16 protein-coding genes are annotated in these 14,559 nt (G+C 72.7%); 11 read left to right on the top strand and 5 right to left on the bottom strand.

Annotation, left to right across the window (positions count from 1 at the left end; translation table 11 throughout):
• Nucleotides 1-14 precede the first annotated feature (14 nt).
• The 5 genes from ACWC2T_RS20880 (at nt 15) to ACWC2T_RS20860 (ending at nt 5,721) form a co-directional block, all read left to right on the top strand.
• On the top strand, nt 15-1,547 hold the full coding sequence (locus ACWC2T_RS20880) for an alpha-N-arabinofuranosidase (RefSeq protein ID WP_450671826.1): 1,533 nt from the start codon (nt 15-17) through the stop codon (nt 1,545-1,547).
• Nucleotides 1,548-1,558: 11 nt separating this feature from the next.
• Entirely contained in the window at nt 1,559-2,875 is a 1,317-nt protein-coding gene (locus ACWC2T_RS20875) for a glycoside hydrolase family 27 protein (RefSeq protein WP_450671825.1), read from the top strand.
• 2 nt (nt 2,876-2,877) lie between these two features.
• Entirely contained in the window at nt 2,878-3,882 is a 1,005-nt protein-coding gene (locus tag ACWC2T_RS20870; protein WP_450671824.1) for a LacI family DNA-binding transcriptional regulator, read from the top strand.
• 70 nt (nt 3,883-3,952) lie between these two features.
• A complete protein-coding gene (locus ACWC2T_RS20865; RefSeq protein WP_450671823.1) occupies nt 3,953-4,522 on the top strand; it encodes a TetR/AcrR family transcriptional regulator in 570 nt (189 codons plus the stop codon).
• A gap of 32 nt (nt 4,523-4,554) precedes the next feature.
• Nucleotides 4,555-5,721, top strand: coding sequence for a GDSL-type esterase/lipase family protein (locus ACWC2T_RS20860; protein WP_450671822.1), 1,167 nt, complete (start codon nt 4,555-4,557; stop codon nt 5,719-5,721).
• 15 nt (nt 5,722-5,736) lie between these two features.
• On the opposite strand, the gene ACWC2T_RS20855 is transcribed toward ACWC2T_RS20860, so the two are convergent.
• A complete protein-coding gene (locus ACWC2T_RS20855) occupies nt 5,737-6,504 on the bottom strand; it encodes a class F sortase (RefSeq protein ID WP_450671821.1) in 768 nt (255 codons plus the stop codon).
• 200 nt (nt 6,505-6,704) lie between these two features.
• Complete coding sequence (locus ACWC2T_RS20850) at nt 6,705-6,830, bottom strand: hypothetical protein (RefSeq protein WP_351210000.1); 126 nt, start codon at nt 6,828-6,830, stop codon at nt 6,705-6,707.
• A 6-nt stretch (nt 6,831-6,836) separates the two neighbouring features.
• On the opposite strand from ACWC2T_RS20850, the gene ACWC2T_RS20845 reads away from it, so the two are divergent.
• Complete coding sequence (locus ACWC2T_RS20845) at nt 6,837-7,301, top strand: hypothetical protein (protein ID WP_450671820.1); 465 nt, start codon at nt 6,837-6,839, stop codon at nt 7,299-7,301.
• Between the two features lie 353 nt (nt 7,302-7,654).
• Here the strand turns inward: ACWC2T_RS20845 and ACWC2T_RS20840 are convergent, their stop codons facing one another.
• On the bottom strand, nt 7,655-7,804 hold the full coding sequence (locus ACWC2T_RS20840) for a hypothetical protein (protein ID WP_450671819.1): 150 nt from the start codon (nt 7,802-7,804) through the stop codon (nt 7,655-7,657).
• Nucleotides 7,805-8,135: 331 nt separating this feature from the next.
• Between ACWC2T_RS20840 and ACWC2T_RS20835 the strand changes: the two genes are divergently transcribed.
• Nucleotides 8,136-9,014, top strand: coding sequence for an SCO6745 family protein (locus ACWC2T_RS20835; protein WP_450671818.1), 879 nt, complete (start codon nt 8,136-8,138; stop codon nt 9,012-9,014).
• 221 nt (nt 9,015-9,235) lie between these two features.
• On the opposite strand, the gene ACWC2T_RS20830 is transcribed toward ACWC2T_RS20835, so the two are convergent.
• Complete coding sequence (locus ACWC2T_RS20830; RefSeq protein WP_450671817.1) at nt 9,236-10,447, bottom strand: cytochrome P450; 1,212 nt, start codon at nt 10,445-10,447, stop codon at nt 9,236-9,238.
• On the bottom strand, nt 10,444-11,154 hold the full coding sequence (locus ACWC2T_RS20825; protein WP_450671816.1) for a tRNA-dependent cyclodipeptide synthase: 711 nt from the start codon (nt 11,152-11,154) through the stop codon (nt 10,444-10,446). Before ACWC2T_RS20825 ends, ACWC2T_RS20830 begins: the two co-directional genes overlap by 4 nt.
• Nucleotides 11,155-11,381: 227 nt before the next feature.
• On the opposite strand from ACWC2T_RS20825, the gene ACWC2T_RS20820 reads away from it, so the two are divergent.
• The 4 genes from ACWC2T_RS20820 to ACWC2T_RS20805 all read left to right on the top strand — a co-directional run bounded on the left by ACWC2T_RS20820 (nt 11,382) and on the right by ACWC2T_RS20805 (nt 14,530).
• Nucleotides 11,382-12,224 carry a fructosamine kinase family protein gene (locus ACWC2T_RS20820; RefSeq protein ID WP_450671900.1) on the top strand — a complete coding sequence of 281 codons (843 nt, stop codon included), beginning with the start codon at nt 11,382-11,384 and terminating at the stop codon, nt 12,222-12,224.
• 176 nt (nt 12,225-12,400) lie between these two features.
• Entirely contained in the window at nt 12,401-12,592 is a 192-nt protein-coding gene (gene tgmA, locus ACWC2T_RS20815) for a putative ATP-grasp-modified RiPP (RefSeq protein WP_020938095.1), read from the top strand.
• A gap of 16 nt (nt 12,593-12,608) precedes the next feature.
• Nucleotides 12,609-13,592 (top strand): ATP-grasp ribosomal peptide maturase, encoded by a 984-nt coding sequence (tgmB, locus tag ACWC2T_RS20810; RefSeq protein ID WP_450671815.1) that lies wholly within the window; start codon nt 12,609-12,611, stop codon nt 13,590-13,592.
• 35 nt (nt 13,593-13,627) lie between these two features.
• Complete coding sequence (locus ACWC2T_RS20805; protein WP_450671814.1) at nt 13,628-14,530, top strand: Gfo/Idh/MocA family protein; 903 nt, start codon at nt 13,628-13,630, stop codon at nt 14,528-14,530.
• Nucleotides 14,531-14,559 lie beyond the last annotated feature (29 nt).

Below are 14,559 nucleotides of genomic sequence, written 5' to 3'. Positions count from 1 at the left end.
ACAGGAGTACGTCCGTGCCCACCGCCACCGCGATCATCAACCTCGACATCGAGGGGCCGAGGATCAGTCGTCACCTGTACGGGCACTTCGCCGAGCATCTGGGGCGATGCGTCTACGGCGGCTTCTGGGTCGGCGAGGACTCCCCGATCCCGAATGAGGGCGGCATCCGCCTGGACGTCGTCGAGGCGCTGCGCGCCCTGCGCATCCCCAACCTGCGCTGGCCGGGCGGCTGTTTCGCCGACGAGTACCACTGGAAGGACGGCATCGGCCCGCGCGAGCAGCGCGCCCGGATGGTCAACACGCACTGGGGCGACGTGGAGGAGAACAACCACTTCGGCACCCATGAGTTCATGGCGCTGTGCGAACTGCTCGGCGCGGAGCCGTACATCAGCGGCAACGTGGGCAGCGGCACGGTCCGCGAGATGAGCGAGTGGGTCGAGTACCTCACCCGGGCGGGCGACAGCCCGATGGTGCGGCTGCGCCGGCAGAACGGGCGTGCGGAGCCGTGGCGGGTGCGGTTCTGGGGCATCGGCAACGAGACCTGGGGCTGTGGCGGCAACATGCGCGCCGAGTACTTCGCGGACCTCGCCCGCCAGTACGCGACGTACTGCCGCGACCACGGCGACAACAAGCTGTACCGGATCGCCTCGGGCGCCTCCGACGACGACTACAAGTGGACCGAGACGCTGATGCGGCAGCTCAACTGCTTCGGCTGCGAGGCCACCCCGCGCACCTACTACCAGGCCCTGTCCGTCCACTACTACACCCTGGCCGGGCCCTGGGAGGCCAAAGGCAGCGCCACGGTCTTCGGCACCGAGGACTACTACCGCACGATGGTCTCGGCCAGGCGCATCGACCGCATCCTGAGCCGTCACTCCACCGTCATGGACTGCTACGACCCGAAGCGCACCGTCGGCCTCGTACTGGACGAGTGGGGCACTTGGTGGGACGTGGAGCCGGGCACGAACCCCGGTTTCCTGTTCCAGCAGAACACCCTGCGTGACGCGCTCGTGGCGAGCACCCACTTCGACATCTTCCACCGGCACGCGGCCCGCCTGGTCATGGCCAGCATCGCGCAGACCGTCAACGTCCTGCAGGCCATGCTGCTCACCGACGGGGACACGCTGGTGCTGACCCCCACGTACCACGTCTTCGAGATGAACAAGGGCCACCAGGACGCCACTTCGCTCCCCGTCCATCTGCGCGCGGACGGCGCGCGGCGCCGGGTCGGGGACACCGAACTGGAGACGGTGTCCGTGTCGGCCGGCGTCAAGGACGGCACGCTCCTGGTCTCGCTGAGCAACCTGGACGCCGCGGAGTCCGCCGAGGTGACCCTGGCCCTGCGCGGCGGCCGGATCGGCGAGGCACGGGGGCGGATCCTCACCGCGGACAGGCTCCAGGCGCACAACACCCCGCAGACACCCGAGGCGGTGGCCCCGCGCACCTTCGACGGCGACGGCATCCAGGTCACCGACCTGGGGCTGGCCCTGACCCTGCCGCCGCACTCCTTCGTGACCGTCCAGGCGCCCATGACGGCGGCGGGCTGAGAGGAGAAGACATGGACCGGCCCCTTCCCGACCGTCCGCGGCGTCCTCCGATGGGCTGGAACAGCTGGGACTGCTACGGCACGACCGTCACCGAGTTCGAGGTGCTCGCCAACGCGCGGTTCATGGCCGACCGCCTGCTCGCCCACGGCTGGGACACGGTGGTGGTGGACATCCAGTGGTACGAGCCCACCGCCCGCGCCCACGGCTACAACGCGGACGCGCCGCTGGTCCTGGACGCGTACGGCCGCCAGCTCCCGGCGCCGAACCGGTTCCCCTCCGCCGCCGGCGGGGCCGGCTTCGCACCGCTGGCCCGGCGCGTGCACGACCTCGGGCTGCGCTTCGGCCTGCACATCATGCGCGGGATCCCGCGCCGGGCCGTCGCCGCCCGGCTCCCGGTCCTCGGTACGGCCTTCACCGCGGACGAGATCGCCGACACCGGCTCGGTCTGCCCCTGGAACTCCGACAACCGCGGCCTGAACCACGACCACCCGGGCGCCCAGGCCTACTACGACTCCCAGGTCGCCCAGTTCGCGGCCTGGGGCGTGGATTTCATCAAGGCCGACGACATGCTCTTCCCGTACCACGAACGGGAGATCGCCGCCTACGCACGGGCGATCGAGCGCTGCGGCCGGCCGATCCAGCTCAGCCTGTCCCCCGGCACGGACGTGTCCCTGGCCCGGCTGGACCATCTGCGCGAGCACGCCACGATGTGGCGGGTCTGCGACGACCTGTGGGACAGATGGGAGGACGTCGAGGCCCAGTTCGCGCGGATGGCGCGCTGGGCACCCTGGCAGGGCGAGGGCGGGTGGGCGGACGCCGACATGCTGCCGCTCGGCCGCATCGGCATCCGCGCCGAACGCGGTGCGGACCGGCTGTCCCGGCTCACCCGGGCCGAGCAGATCAGTCTGCTCACCCTGTGGCTGATCTCCCGCTCCCCGCTGATGATGGGCGGCGACCTGCCGACCAGCCCATCGGAGACCGTCGAACTCCTCACCAACGACGAGGCGTTGGCCGTCCTGTGGCACAGCACCGGCAACCGCGAGGTGCTGCGCGAGGGCGACCTGGTGCTGTGGACCGCCCGCGATACCGACGGCCGTACCCGTTACGCCGCCGTGTTCTCCCTGGCCGGCCGGCCCCGCCGGTACGAGGTGCCGCTCGGCTCGGTCGGTGCCCGCCCCGACGATCGCGTCCGGGAGCTGTGGACCCGTGCCGGCGTGGCGCACGACGGCCGGCACCTGGTGGTCGATCTGCCCGCCCATGGCGCCGCGCTCTATCGTCTTGCGCAGGACGGCGTGCGTCCTTCCTCGGAGTTCACCGGGCGGGAGTGAGCGTGGCGACGATCCAGGACGTGGCGAAGGCGGCCGGCGTGTCGGCGATGACCGTCTCCAACGTCATCAACGACCACCCCCACGTCCGTCCCGCCACCCGCGAGCGCGTCCTCGCGGCGATGGCCCGGCTCGACTACCGGGTGAACGTGGCGGCCCGCAACCTCCGCAAGGGCCGGACCGGCACCATCGGCCTCGCGGTGCCCGAGGTGAACCGGCCGTACTACGGCCGGCTGGCCGAGGCCGTCATCGCCGCGGCCGGCCGGCGCGGGCTGCGGGTGAGCATCGAGCAGACCGGTGCCCGCCGGGAGAACGAGCTGGCGGCGCTGGCCCAGTCCCGCAACCGGCTGTACGACGGGCTGATCCTCAGTACCGTCGGCATGGGGCCGGCCGATGTCGAGGCGCTGAGGGTGGACCACCCGGTGGTGATCCTCGGCGAGCGGATCTTCGGCGGGCCCGTGGACCATGTCGCCATGCCCAACGTCGAGGCGTCGGCGGACGCCACCCGGCATCTGATCGAGCGGGGCTGCCGGCGCGTGGCCGTGGTGTGCGGGGAACTGCGGGACGAGGTCGACGTCTCGAGCCTGCGGCACACCGGCTACCGGCAGGCGCTGGCCGCCGCCGGTCTGCCCGAGGACCCGGAGCTGGTGCGGAGCGTGTCCGCGCTCACCATGGAGGCCGGGGCCCGGCAGGCGCGGGCGATGGCGGCGAGCGGGCTGGACTTCGACGGGGTGTTCTGTGTGACGGACACCGTGGCGATCGGCGTGCTGCGCGGTCTGGCGGACGCGGGGGTGCGGGTGCCGGAGCAGGTCAGGGTGATCGGTTTCGACAACGTCGACGAGAGCGCGTTCCTCGTCCCGTCGCTGTCCACCGTGGATCCGGATCACGAGCTGATGGCGGAGCGGGCCGTCGCCCTGCTCGTCGCGCGGCTGGGCAGCGCGGGTCCGCCGACGGACCAGGAGGAGATCGTCGGCCCCTTCTCCCTGGTCCTGCGCGAGTCGACCGGCTGAGGTGACCAGCCGATTTGCCTAAATGCTTTAGGCAGCTCCATAATTGATTATGGTAGATGGGAGATCGATTATGGTTCGTGCGGGGCTCACGACCGAGCGCCTGGTCCGTGCCGGTGCGGACCTGGCCGACGAGGTCGGCTTCGACCAGGTGACCTTGTCGGCGCTGGCCCGGCGGTTCGACGTCAAGGTCGCGAGTCTGTACTCCCACCTGAAGAACTCCCAGGACCTGAAGACGCGGATCGCGCTGCTCGCGCTGGAGGAGCTGGCCGACCGCGCCGCCGACGCGCTCGCCGGCCGGTCCGGCAAGGACGCCCTCGCCGCCTTCGCGGACGTGTACCGCGACTACGCGCGCCGCCACCCCGGCCGCTACGCGGCGGCCCGGCACAGGCTGGACCCCGAGACGGCTGCCGCGAGCGCCGGCCCCCGGCACGCGCAGCTGACCCGGGCAATCCTGCGCGGCTACGACCTCGCCGAGCCCGACCAGACCCACGCGGTCCGCCTCCTCGGCAGCGTCTTCCACGGCTACGTCAGCCTGGAGACGGCCGGCGGATTCAGCCACAGCGCCCCCGACTCGCAGGAGTCATGGACCCGGATCCTCGACGCCCTCGATTCCCTGCTGCGCCACTGGCCCACCCCCTGAGCTCGTACGACCTCTCCGAACAGGCCGACACCATGCACACCACCCCGCTCACCGCCGAACTCGTGCGCGGTGCCCTCGATCTGGAACGCACCGCCCACGGACTGCTGCCGCACCGGCTGCCGGCCCGCGCCCGCGCGCAGTGCGCCGATCCCCAGCTGGCCCTGGCCGAGTCCCAGCCCTCCGGTGTCCGGCTGGTCTTCCGCACGCGCGCGACCACCGTCGAACTGGACGCCCTGCCGACCAAGCGGATCTACGTCGGAGCGCCGCCGCGCCCGGACGGCGTGTACGAACTGCTCGTCGACGGACGTCCGGCCGGCAGCGGCCGGATCGCCGGCGGCAACACGCTCACCATCGACATGAGCGCCGGTACGGCCGAGCACCGGCCGGGCCCGGTCGGTACGGTGCGCTTCTCGGGGCTGCCCGGCACCGCCAAGGTCGTGGAGATCTGGCTGCCGCACAACGAGACGACCGAACTCGTCGCCCTGCGCACCGACGCGCCCGTGGCAGCCGTTCCGCACCAGGACCGCAAGGTGTGGCTGCACCACGGCAGTTCCATCAGCCACGGTTCGGACGCCGCGGGCCCGACCACCACCTGGCCGGCGCTCGCCGCGTCCCTCGGCGGCGTGGAGCTGACCAATCTCGGGCTGGGCGGCAGCGCCCTGCTCGACCCGTTCACCGCCCGCACACTGCGCGACACCCCGGCCGACCTGATCAGCGTCAAGCTCGGCATCAACGTGGTCAACACCGATCTGATGCGCCGGCGCGCGTTCGGTCCGGCCGTCCACGGCTTCCTCGACACCATCCGCGAGGGGCACCCCGACACGCCGCTGCTCGTCGTCTCGCCGATCCTGTGCCCCATCCATGAGGAGACGCCGGGCCCCACTCTCCCGGACCTCTCCGCCCTGAGCGAGGGACGGCTGCGGTTCCGGGCCGCCGGGGACCCGGCGGAGACGGCGAGCGGGAAACTCACCCTGGGAGTCATCCGGGAGGAACTGGCCCGCATCGTGCGCGAGCGGTCGGCACAGGACCCGCGCCTGCACCACCTCGACGGCCGTGAACTGTACGGCGAGGCCGACTTCGGCGAACTGCCGCTGCCCGACGGTCTGCACCCGGACGCCGCCGCGCACCGCCGGATCGGCGAACGGTTCGCGGCGCTGGCATTCGCGCCGAAGGGACCCTTCGCCGACGGCGGCGGCTGATCCGCACGGTCCGGCTCACACCAGGTGGGCGAAGACCACGAGGTTGTCGGTGTAGTCCTTCGCGTCGTGGTCGTACTCCCCCGCACAGGTGATCAGCCTCACCTCGGGGCGCTTGGCGTCGGCGTAGACCCGGTCGCTGGGGAAGTCGTCCTTGGCGAAGGTCTCCTTGTCGTCCACGACGAACTCGGCGTCGCGTCCGTCGGCGCGTTCCACGGTGAAGCGGTCGCCGGCCTGCAACTCCTTCAGGTCGGCGAAGACGGCCGGGGAGGTCTTCGTGTCGACGTGTCCGGCGATGATCGCGGTGCCCTTCTCGCCGGGCGAGGCGCCCTTGGCGTACCAGCCGACGAGGTTGGTGTCGGCCGCCGGCGGCGGCTGGAGCTGCCCCGAGGCGCCGATGGTCAGGGTGGTGAAGGGGGCGTCCACGGAGATCTTCGGGATGAGCAGCCGGGTCGGCGTGGACCTGGGCAACTCCGTGCCGGCCTGCTGGGGGTCGGCCTGCTTCGGATCGCTCCGCTGGGGATCGGTCTGCTGCGGATCGGTGTACTTCGGATCCGTCAGTTGCGGGTCCGTCTGCTGCGGGGCGGTCTGGTGGGCGGCGGCGCTCGCGCCCGCGGCACGGGACGTCTGTGCGGAGCCGTCCGAGGTGTGGTGGCCGCCGAACAGGCTGACGGCGATGACGACGATCGCCACGCCCCACAGCGTCAGCCGCCGCCCGCCACGGCCGGAACTCCGCCCGTCCGCCTGCGGGTCCGCGGAGGTCGGGGAGGAGGGATTGGCTGCCATCGGACACCACCTCACTCGGGCACGGCAGCACGGGGATCTGGACAGGGGCGCCGGAGGGCCCGGCGCGCGGGAGGAGACGTACAGGGGCGCCTGCGCACGGGGACCGTGTGCGCACAGACGGAGGGGAGGGCCACAGGTGCGGGCCGCCGACACGGTGCGGGCGTCGGCGGCGGCCGCAGCCTTTGGAAGGCGTCGTTCGGTCAGGACGCCTGCTGTCCGGCCTTCTTGCGCCGCAGCATGTACATACCGCCGGCACCTACGGCCAGCACGGCGAGGCCGCCCGCGGTGACGCCCGGAGTGGCGAGAGCGCCACCGCCGGTGTGCATGCCACCGTGCGGCCTCTCGTGCTCGCCCCGCTCGTCGTGGTCACGGCCACCGTCCCGGCCGCCGTCCCGACCACCGTCCCGGCCGCCCTCGTCGCGACCCGAGCCCCAGTCGTCACCGCGCACAGCTGCGAGCGCGCCGCCGCCCGTGTGGACACCGCCGTGCGGCCCCTCGTGTCCCCGGCCCTTGTCGTGGCCGCCTCGGCCCTTTTCATGATCGCCCCGACCCTGGTCGTGGTCACCGCGGCCCTGGTCCTCGTCCCGGCCCTGGTCGTCGCCGCGGCCGTGGTCGTCGTCACGGCCCTGGCCCTCGTCCCGGCCGTGGTCGTCATCGTCGCCCCGGTCGTCGCCGCGGCCGTCACCTCGCACCGCGGCCAGCGCTCCGCCACCCGTGTGGATTCCGCCGCGCGGCCCGTCGTGTCCGCGGCCCTTGTCGTGGTTGTCGCCGTGATCATCGTCGTGGTCGCGGCCTGATTCGTGGTCACGGCCGTGGTCCTCGTCGGAACCCCGGTCGTGGTCCTGGCTGTAAGAGGAGTCGTCGCGGCCTCCGTCGTCACCCGCGGGAACGGCGAAGGCGGCACTCGGCGCGCCGAAGGCCAGTGCGGCGGTGGCTGCCGCCGTGGCCAGAAGCATGCGGGCAGAACGCATAGCTGTGTCCTTCCGTCGCGGCCGGGCAGCGGATCCCTCATCAGCTGGACAGACCCGGCCTCGACATGAACCACCGTCAGTGAGCGCGCAAGCTCCCACCATCCGAGCCACCCAGCCGGGTCATTGCGCCACCCGTCTGACCCAGCGATCCCGCCTCCGCGGCCCCTCGTCCGGGCGAATCACCCGGCCGCGCGCCGCTCCCGGACGGCCGAGCGCCGCACGCCCCGCGCACGCCGAAGCGTCGGCTCGTCGGCCGTCACGTACGGCCGGAAGAACCAGCGCGCCGCCTCCGCGGGCAGGAGCAGCCGAACGGGCGCGAGACCGGTCACCGGAGACCCGCACAGACGCCCCCGGGCCGAGCACACCGGGCGGCGGCGCCCTACCGCCAACTCCCCGCCCACTCGCCGCAGTTGGATGTCCAGGACGACCGCCGGAACGCCGCACTTCGCCGAGGCGGGGCGGCGCGCGAAATGCGCTCATCCGGCCCAATGGCGTCCCCCACTACGGTGATGCCCGGCCGCAGGGGTTCCGCGGCCGCCTCCCCCGCCGTGACGGCCGACCCCCACCCCTAGCTATGACCGGCCACCCCTTGTTATGACCGACGTCATAACGCAGTCTGGTGCCGACAGTACGCGGCAGGTCGACCTGACGGAGGAAGCAGTGGCGGACGCGATGGCGCGGGCCCTGTGGGAGCGGTACGAACCGGTGCACGATCTCGTGTACTTCGCACCGGAGGTGCACAGCGCGGCGGACGCGCTCGGGATGCGCGGATTCTGGATGGGGTACTTCGCGCTGCGCGCCGCACCGCTCGGCGCGGTCGCCCCGGCCGTTGTGACGAGCTGTTTCTACGTCTTCCACCCCGCCCGGGTGGCCCGGGCCCTGCCGGACGCCTGGACGTACGCGGCTCCCGCCGATGTGCTGGCCGCCCGCCAGGACGCCCTCGACGCGGCGATGACCGGACTGTTCGGACCGGACACCGTCGGCTCGGCCGAGTTCGCCGAGGCCGCCGACCTCGCCTGGGAGGCGGCAGCGGCGGCGGACACCGCGGGCCGCGTGCTGGCCGCGGCCAACCAGGCGCTGCAGCGCCCGGACCGCCCGACGGCGCGGCTGTGGCAGGGGCTGACAACCCTGCGCGAGCACCGTGGGGACGCACACGTGGCGGTGTTGGTGAGCCGGGGAATCGGGCCGGTCGAGGCCATGGTGCTGAAGGCGGCCGCCGGCGAGTCCGACGGGGCGTTCCTGCGGGAGACGCGCAGGTGGGAGCAGGCCGACTGGGAGGCGGCCGGGGCACGCCTGCGTGAGCGGGGCCTGCTCGGGGCCGACGGGTTGCTCACTCCGGCCGGCGCGGCCGTGCGCGCGGAGGTGGAGGCGCTGACGGACGCGGCGGCCGAACAGCCCTGGACCGCCCTCGGCGCCGACCGCACCGCACGCCTGGCCGGCCTGCTGGATCCCCTGGCCCACATGGTCGAGACCTCGGGCCTGCTGCCGCCGGGCAATCCGGTGGGGCTGACCCGCGGTGCGTACCCGGCCGACCACTGACCGAGTCCCGGACCGCCCGCCGGGGATGTCCCCGAGGGCGGCACCGGGTCGCCCGCCGCGAGCCGACCGGTCCGACGTGCCGATGAGGACTCAGGCCGGAACTCCATCCGGCCGGCGGTGGTCGGTGGCTGCGACTGCGGGCGCGATCTCCGGTGGACCGGTCGGCGCCCGCCCCGGGATGCCGGGGCGGGGGCACCGCGTGGAGGGTGGGGTGGTGGGGATTACCAGGTCACCGGTAGCCGCTCGGGGATTCGCTTCATGAAGCCCGTGCGCCACACCAGTTGGCCGGAGGGTACGGCGAGCGCGAGGTCCGGCAGACGGTCGAGGAGGACCTCGATGGCGATCCGGGCGTGCGCGCGGCCGAGTGCGGTCGCGGGGCAGTAGTGGGCGCCGCCCCCGAAGGAGAGGTGGTCGGCGGTGTTGTCGCGGTGGGCGTCGAAGCGGTGCGGGTCGGGGAACTTCTCCGGGTCCAGATTGGCGCCCTCGACCAGGACCAGGACCAGTTCCCCCGCCCGCACGTCGACGTCGCCCAGCCGGACGTCCTCCAGGGCGAGGCGGGGCAGGGCGTCGCCGATGGAGAGGTTGACCCTCAGCAGCTCCTCGACGCCGGGGCCGATCAGGTCCGGGCGGTCGCGCAGGAGGTCCCGGGCGATGGGGTGGGTGAGCAGGTAGACCAGGGCCATCGCGAGGAAGCCGGAGGTGGAGATCACGCCGGCGCCGAACATGGTGACCCCGACGGTGGCCAGCATCTCGTCGGTGAGGTGGGCGTACTCGGGGTCGTCGCGCAGCGCGGCGAGTTCGCCCATCAGGCCGTGCGTCGCCGGGTCGTCGAGCAGGGCCGTCATCCGGGCGATGTCCCGGTCCCAGTTGATCTTCGCGCCGGTGATCGGGCACGGCGAGTTCATGAAGGCGATGTCGAGGCTGCGCAGAAAGGCCGGGGCCTCGGTCTGCGGGATGCCGAGGATGCGGCAGTGCATGCCCGCCGAGTACGGCTCGCAGAACGCCCCGCGCAGGTCCGCCGTGGGGCCGTCGGCCAGCAACCGGTCCACGAGGCGGTGGGCGTCCGTGCGGAGCCACTCCAGCAGTCCCGGCGACTTCGGGTTGAGCGCCTTCAGCACCGCCCGGCGCAGCCCCGCCCCGGTGATGTTGCCCATGTTGTTCACGACCTCGGGCGGGATCGTGAGCGCGTACTGCCGGGGGACTCCGGGGGCCGAGGTGTCCTTCAGGGAGAACCGGTCGTCCTTGAGGACCTGGGCGCACAGGTCGTACGACGACACCAGCCAGGCCTCGTCGCCGGCGATGGTCCGCACGCGCCGTACCGGGGTGGTGGCGCGCAGGTCCGCCACCTCGGCGGGAACCTGGGTGCCGTCCCAGGAGAACGGGAAGTCGAGCAGGGGCGGGTGGTCGGCGCGGACGCCGGGGGCGGTGGTCATGCGGCGGTTCCTTCGAGGGCGGCGGGGCTGACGATGGCGTGGCCCTGGTTGCGGGAGGCGCGCAGGCCGGCGCCGCGGGAGTACAACAGCTCGGCCATCGGCAGCAGTTGGTGGTAGCAGTTGAGCGAGGAGGGCACCTTGAGGATGGCGGGGGTGTCCAGGAACAGCGGCGCCTCGGCGCACACGTACTCCAGGCACACAGCCCGCTGCTGCTCGGTCGGCGTCTCGCCACGCGCACTGAGGAAACGATTCACCAGGGCGTCGCAGACGGCCCGGAAGGCCCCGTCGGAGGCCAGGCGCGCCTGGAGCTCCCGGTGGATGTCCTGGTAGGCGGGGTTGGTGCGGAACTCCGACATCGGGTGCCAGTCCATCCGCAGCCCCTCGGGGTCCGCCGCCGACACCGCGTCACGGACTTTGGCGCGCACACCACGCAGGTTCTTCACCGCCTTGCGCCGGGCCTCGTCCGGTGGATAGCCGGACGCCTCGTACATCTCGGCGACGTACAGGTCGGTGTAGACGAAGTCGACCCTGTCGAAGTGGTCCAGTCCCCAGCGGGCGAGGTCGTGCAGGCGGCGGGCGGAGAAATAGCTGTTGCCCGGGGACACACCGATCACGGCGTGCGCGCCCTCGCCGAGGATGACCTCGCAGTGGGAGGTGTAGGGCTGGACTTCGAAGACGTCGGCCATCAGCACGGATGCTGTGGTCAAAGGGGAAATCCTCCGCCGCGCGCTAGTCCCGGCGGGGCCCTGTGCCCCTGGTGTGGCGACGCGGCGCCCTCACGCTAGCGGTACGGATTCAGCACGTGCAGTTACTGCGCGGTTTTGGCTGAAAACAGTTGTAGCAATGGTCAAAGTCGCCTACCGCGGAACTCTGTTGCGGGACCTACGCTGGGGCCGTGGTCAGCGGACACGAGGATCGCGAGGATCCGGCGCAGGTGGCGTCCCGGCTCACCGGACGTCCGGTCACCGGCGCACGGGCGGGCTCGGGATCGCCGGCCGGGGTGACCCTGGACGACGGCAGGTCGGTGGTGGTCAAACGGGGTGACGCCGCCGGGGCCGTACGCGCGGAGGTGGCGGGGCTGCGCTGGCTGGCCGCGGCGGACGCGGTCCGGGTGCCGGCGGTGCTCGGTCACGACGAACGCTGGATGGTGATGGAGCGGGTGCCGACCGGGCCGCCGGACCCCGCGGCAGCGCATCGTTTCGGCCAGGCCCTGGCCACTCTGCACGCCGCGGGTGCTTCGGATTTCGGAGCTCCGCCGCCCGGCGGCCCCGAGGACGCGTTCATCGGCCTCGCCCCCATGCGCAACACACCGTGCGGCGACTGGCCCGCCTGGTACGCCGAGCACCGCGTGCTGCCGTATGTGCGCGGCGCGGTCGACCGCGGCACCCTCCGCCCGGGCGAGGCGGCCGTGTTCGAGCGGGTCTGCGCGCGACTGCCGGACCTGGCGGGGCCCGCCGAGCCGCCCGCACGGCTGCACGGCGACCTGTGGAACGGGAACGTCCTGTGGGGCGCCGACGGCGAGGTCCGTCTCATCGACCCGGCCGCGCACGGCGGACACCGGGAGACGGACCTGGCGATGCTCCAGCTCTTCGGCTGCCCCCACCTGGACCGGGTGCTCGCGGGGTACGAGGAGACGGCGCCGCTCGCGCCCGGCCGGCGCGACCGGGTGGGCGTGCACCAGCTGTTCCCGCTGCTGGTCCACGCCGTGCTCTTCGGACGCGGATATGCGGAACAGGCGTTGACGGTCGCACGGAGCGCGCTGTCGCTCACGGGGTGACCGCCCCTTTCCGTCGCGCGGTGCAACGTCCTGGGCCTCATCGGCGTCATCGGCCATGCAGGCACACCGTCCTGCGGTGGTTGGGGCACCCCTCCGAGCTGTGGTTACTCAGCGTGAGGAAACCAACCACCCGTTCGATTCGTATAAGGACGTGAAAGCCGAATCAGGGAGAGACCATGCAACCGTTCACGCTCAACTACGCGCGCCCCGCTGTGCAGTTGGACGTCACCACTCCGTATGCGTACGACTCCGGACTGCAGTTGAACGTCCTCCCGGACGGGCGGATCGCCGCCACCGACCACGCGACCCTGAGAGCTCTGGGGACCACGACCTCGACGGCCGGTTCCAAGACGCACTTCGACGACTGAACGCGGGCCCTGGAAGATGACCGTGCTCATCCTGACCAGTGAAGAGGACGTGACGGCGGACATGGTGGTCCTCCGGCTGCGCGAGGCCGGTGTGCCCGTGGTCCGGCTCGACCCCGCCGACCTGACCAACGGGGTGGCGCTGTCGGGCGAGTACGTGCAGGGCGCCTACCGCGGGCATCTGTCCGTCGGCGGGCGCCTGGTGAGCATGGGCGGCCTGCGCTCCGTCTGGGTGCGCAGGCCCGGTGACGCCGCCGCCCGCGCCGCCCAGCCGTCCGCCTGGCTGACCGAGGAGTCGGCGCAGGCGCTGTACGGCATGCTGCGCACCACCGGCGCACGCTGGATGAACCATCCGGACGCGGCCCGCCGCGCCCGCCACAAGCCCTGGCAGCTGCACCTCGCCCAGGGCAGCGGCCTCGCCGTGCCGGCCACACTGATCACCACCTTCCCGCAGGCGGCCCGGGAGTTCGCGGAGCGCTTCCCGGATCTGGTGGTCAAGCCGGTGTCCGGCGCGCATCCGCAGGAGCCGCCGCGCGCGGTGCCGACCAGCCGGGTCGCGCCGGACGCCGACTTCTCGGCGGTGGCCTTCGGTCCGACGCTGCTGCAGCGGCGTATCACCAAGCGGGCCGACATCCGGCTCACCGTCGTCGGCGAGGCGCTGCTCGCCGCGCGCAAGCCGGCCGACCCGGACGCCCACCCGGAGGACGTGGACGTCCGCTTCGCCCCGTCGGTCTCTCCCTGGCTCCCGGCGGACGTGCCGGCGCGCGTCGCCGAGGGCGTACGGCGGTACATGAGGGGCGCGGAACTGGCCTACGGCGCATTCGACTTCGCCGAGGACGCCGACGGGATCTGGTGGTTCCTGGAGTGCAACCAGTCGGGTCAGTTCGGGTTCGTCGAGATGGACACAGGTCAGCCCATCGCCGCCTCCATCGCCAAGTGGCTTGCCGCGGACGGGGATCCGGACGGCGGGTGTGCGGGGGGCGACCGGAGCGCAGGCTCTTGAAGGTGCGGGGATCGGCTCGGAGAAAGGAACGCCACATGCGTATCGGACTGCTGGGGACGGGTCCCTGGGCCCGGGCGGCGTACGCCCCCGCTCTCGCCGGGCATCCCGGCGTGGAGTTCGCCGGGGTGTGGGGCCGCCGTCCGGAGGCGGCCACCACGCTGGCCGAGCAGTACGGCGTCCCGGCATACGACGACGTGGACGCGCTGCTGGCCGAGGTGGACGCCGTGGCCGTGGCCCTGCCGCCGTCCGTGCAGGCGGAGTTGGCGGTGCGTGCGGCTCGGGCGGGCCGTCATCTGCTGCTGGACAAGCCGCTCGCGGTGTCGGTGGCCGAGGGGCGGTCCGTCGTGGCCGCAGTGGAGCGGGCCGGGGTGGCCTCGGTGGTGTTCTTCACCGCCCGTTTCCAGAAGGAGCCGGACGCCTGGATCGAGGAACAGGCGGCCGTGGCGGGCTGGTTCACGGCCCGCGCGCAGTGGCTGGGCGCCGTGTTCACCTCCGACAGCCCGTTCGCGGCCTCGCCCTGGCGGCGGGAGAAGGGGGCGCTGTGGGACGTCGGTCCGCACGCCCTGTCGGTGCTGTTGCCGGTCCTCGGCGACGTACGGCAGGTCGTGGCGGCGGCGCACGGTCCGGCGGACACCGTGCATCTGGTCCTCGACCATGCCACCGGCGCGTCGAGCACGCTCACGCTGAGCCTGACGGCGCCGCCGGCGGCGGCCGGGGCCGATGTGGAGCTGCGGGGCGAGGCGGGCGTGGCGCTGATGCCGGGCAGCTCCGAAGGAGCGGTCCCCGCGCTCGCCCGCGCCACGGACGCCCTGCTCACGGCCGCTCGCACGGGCCGCTCCCATGCCTGCGACGCCGCGTTCGGCCTCCGTGTCACCGAGATCCTGGCAACGGCGCAGGCCCGCCTGACGGAGAGCAGGGACCTGGGGCCGGCCGACTGATCGCTCGGGTGTCATGGATCCTCCCCCCC

The sequence above is a fragment of the Streptomyces sp. NPDC001393 genome, assembly GCF_053597455.1.
Note: the sequence above shows the minus strand (reverse complement) of the source record. Positions and strands in the feature narration are given on the sequence as shown.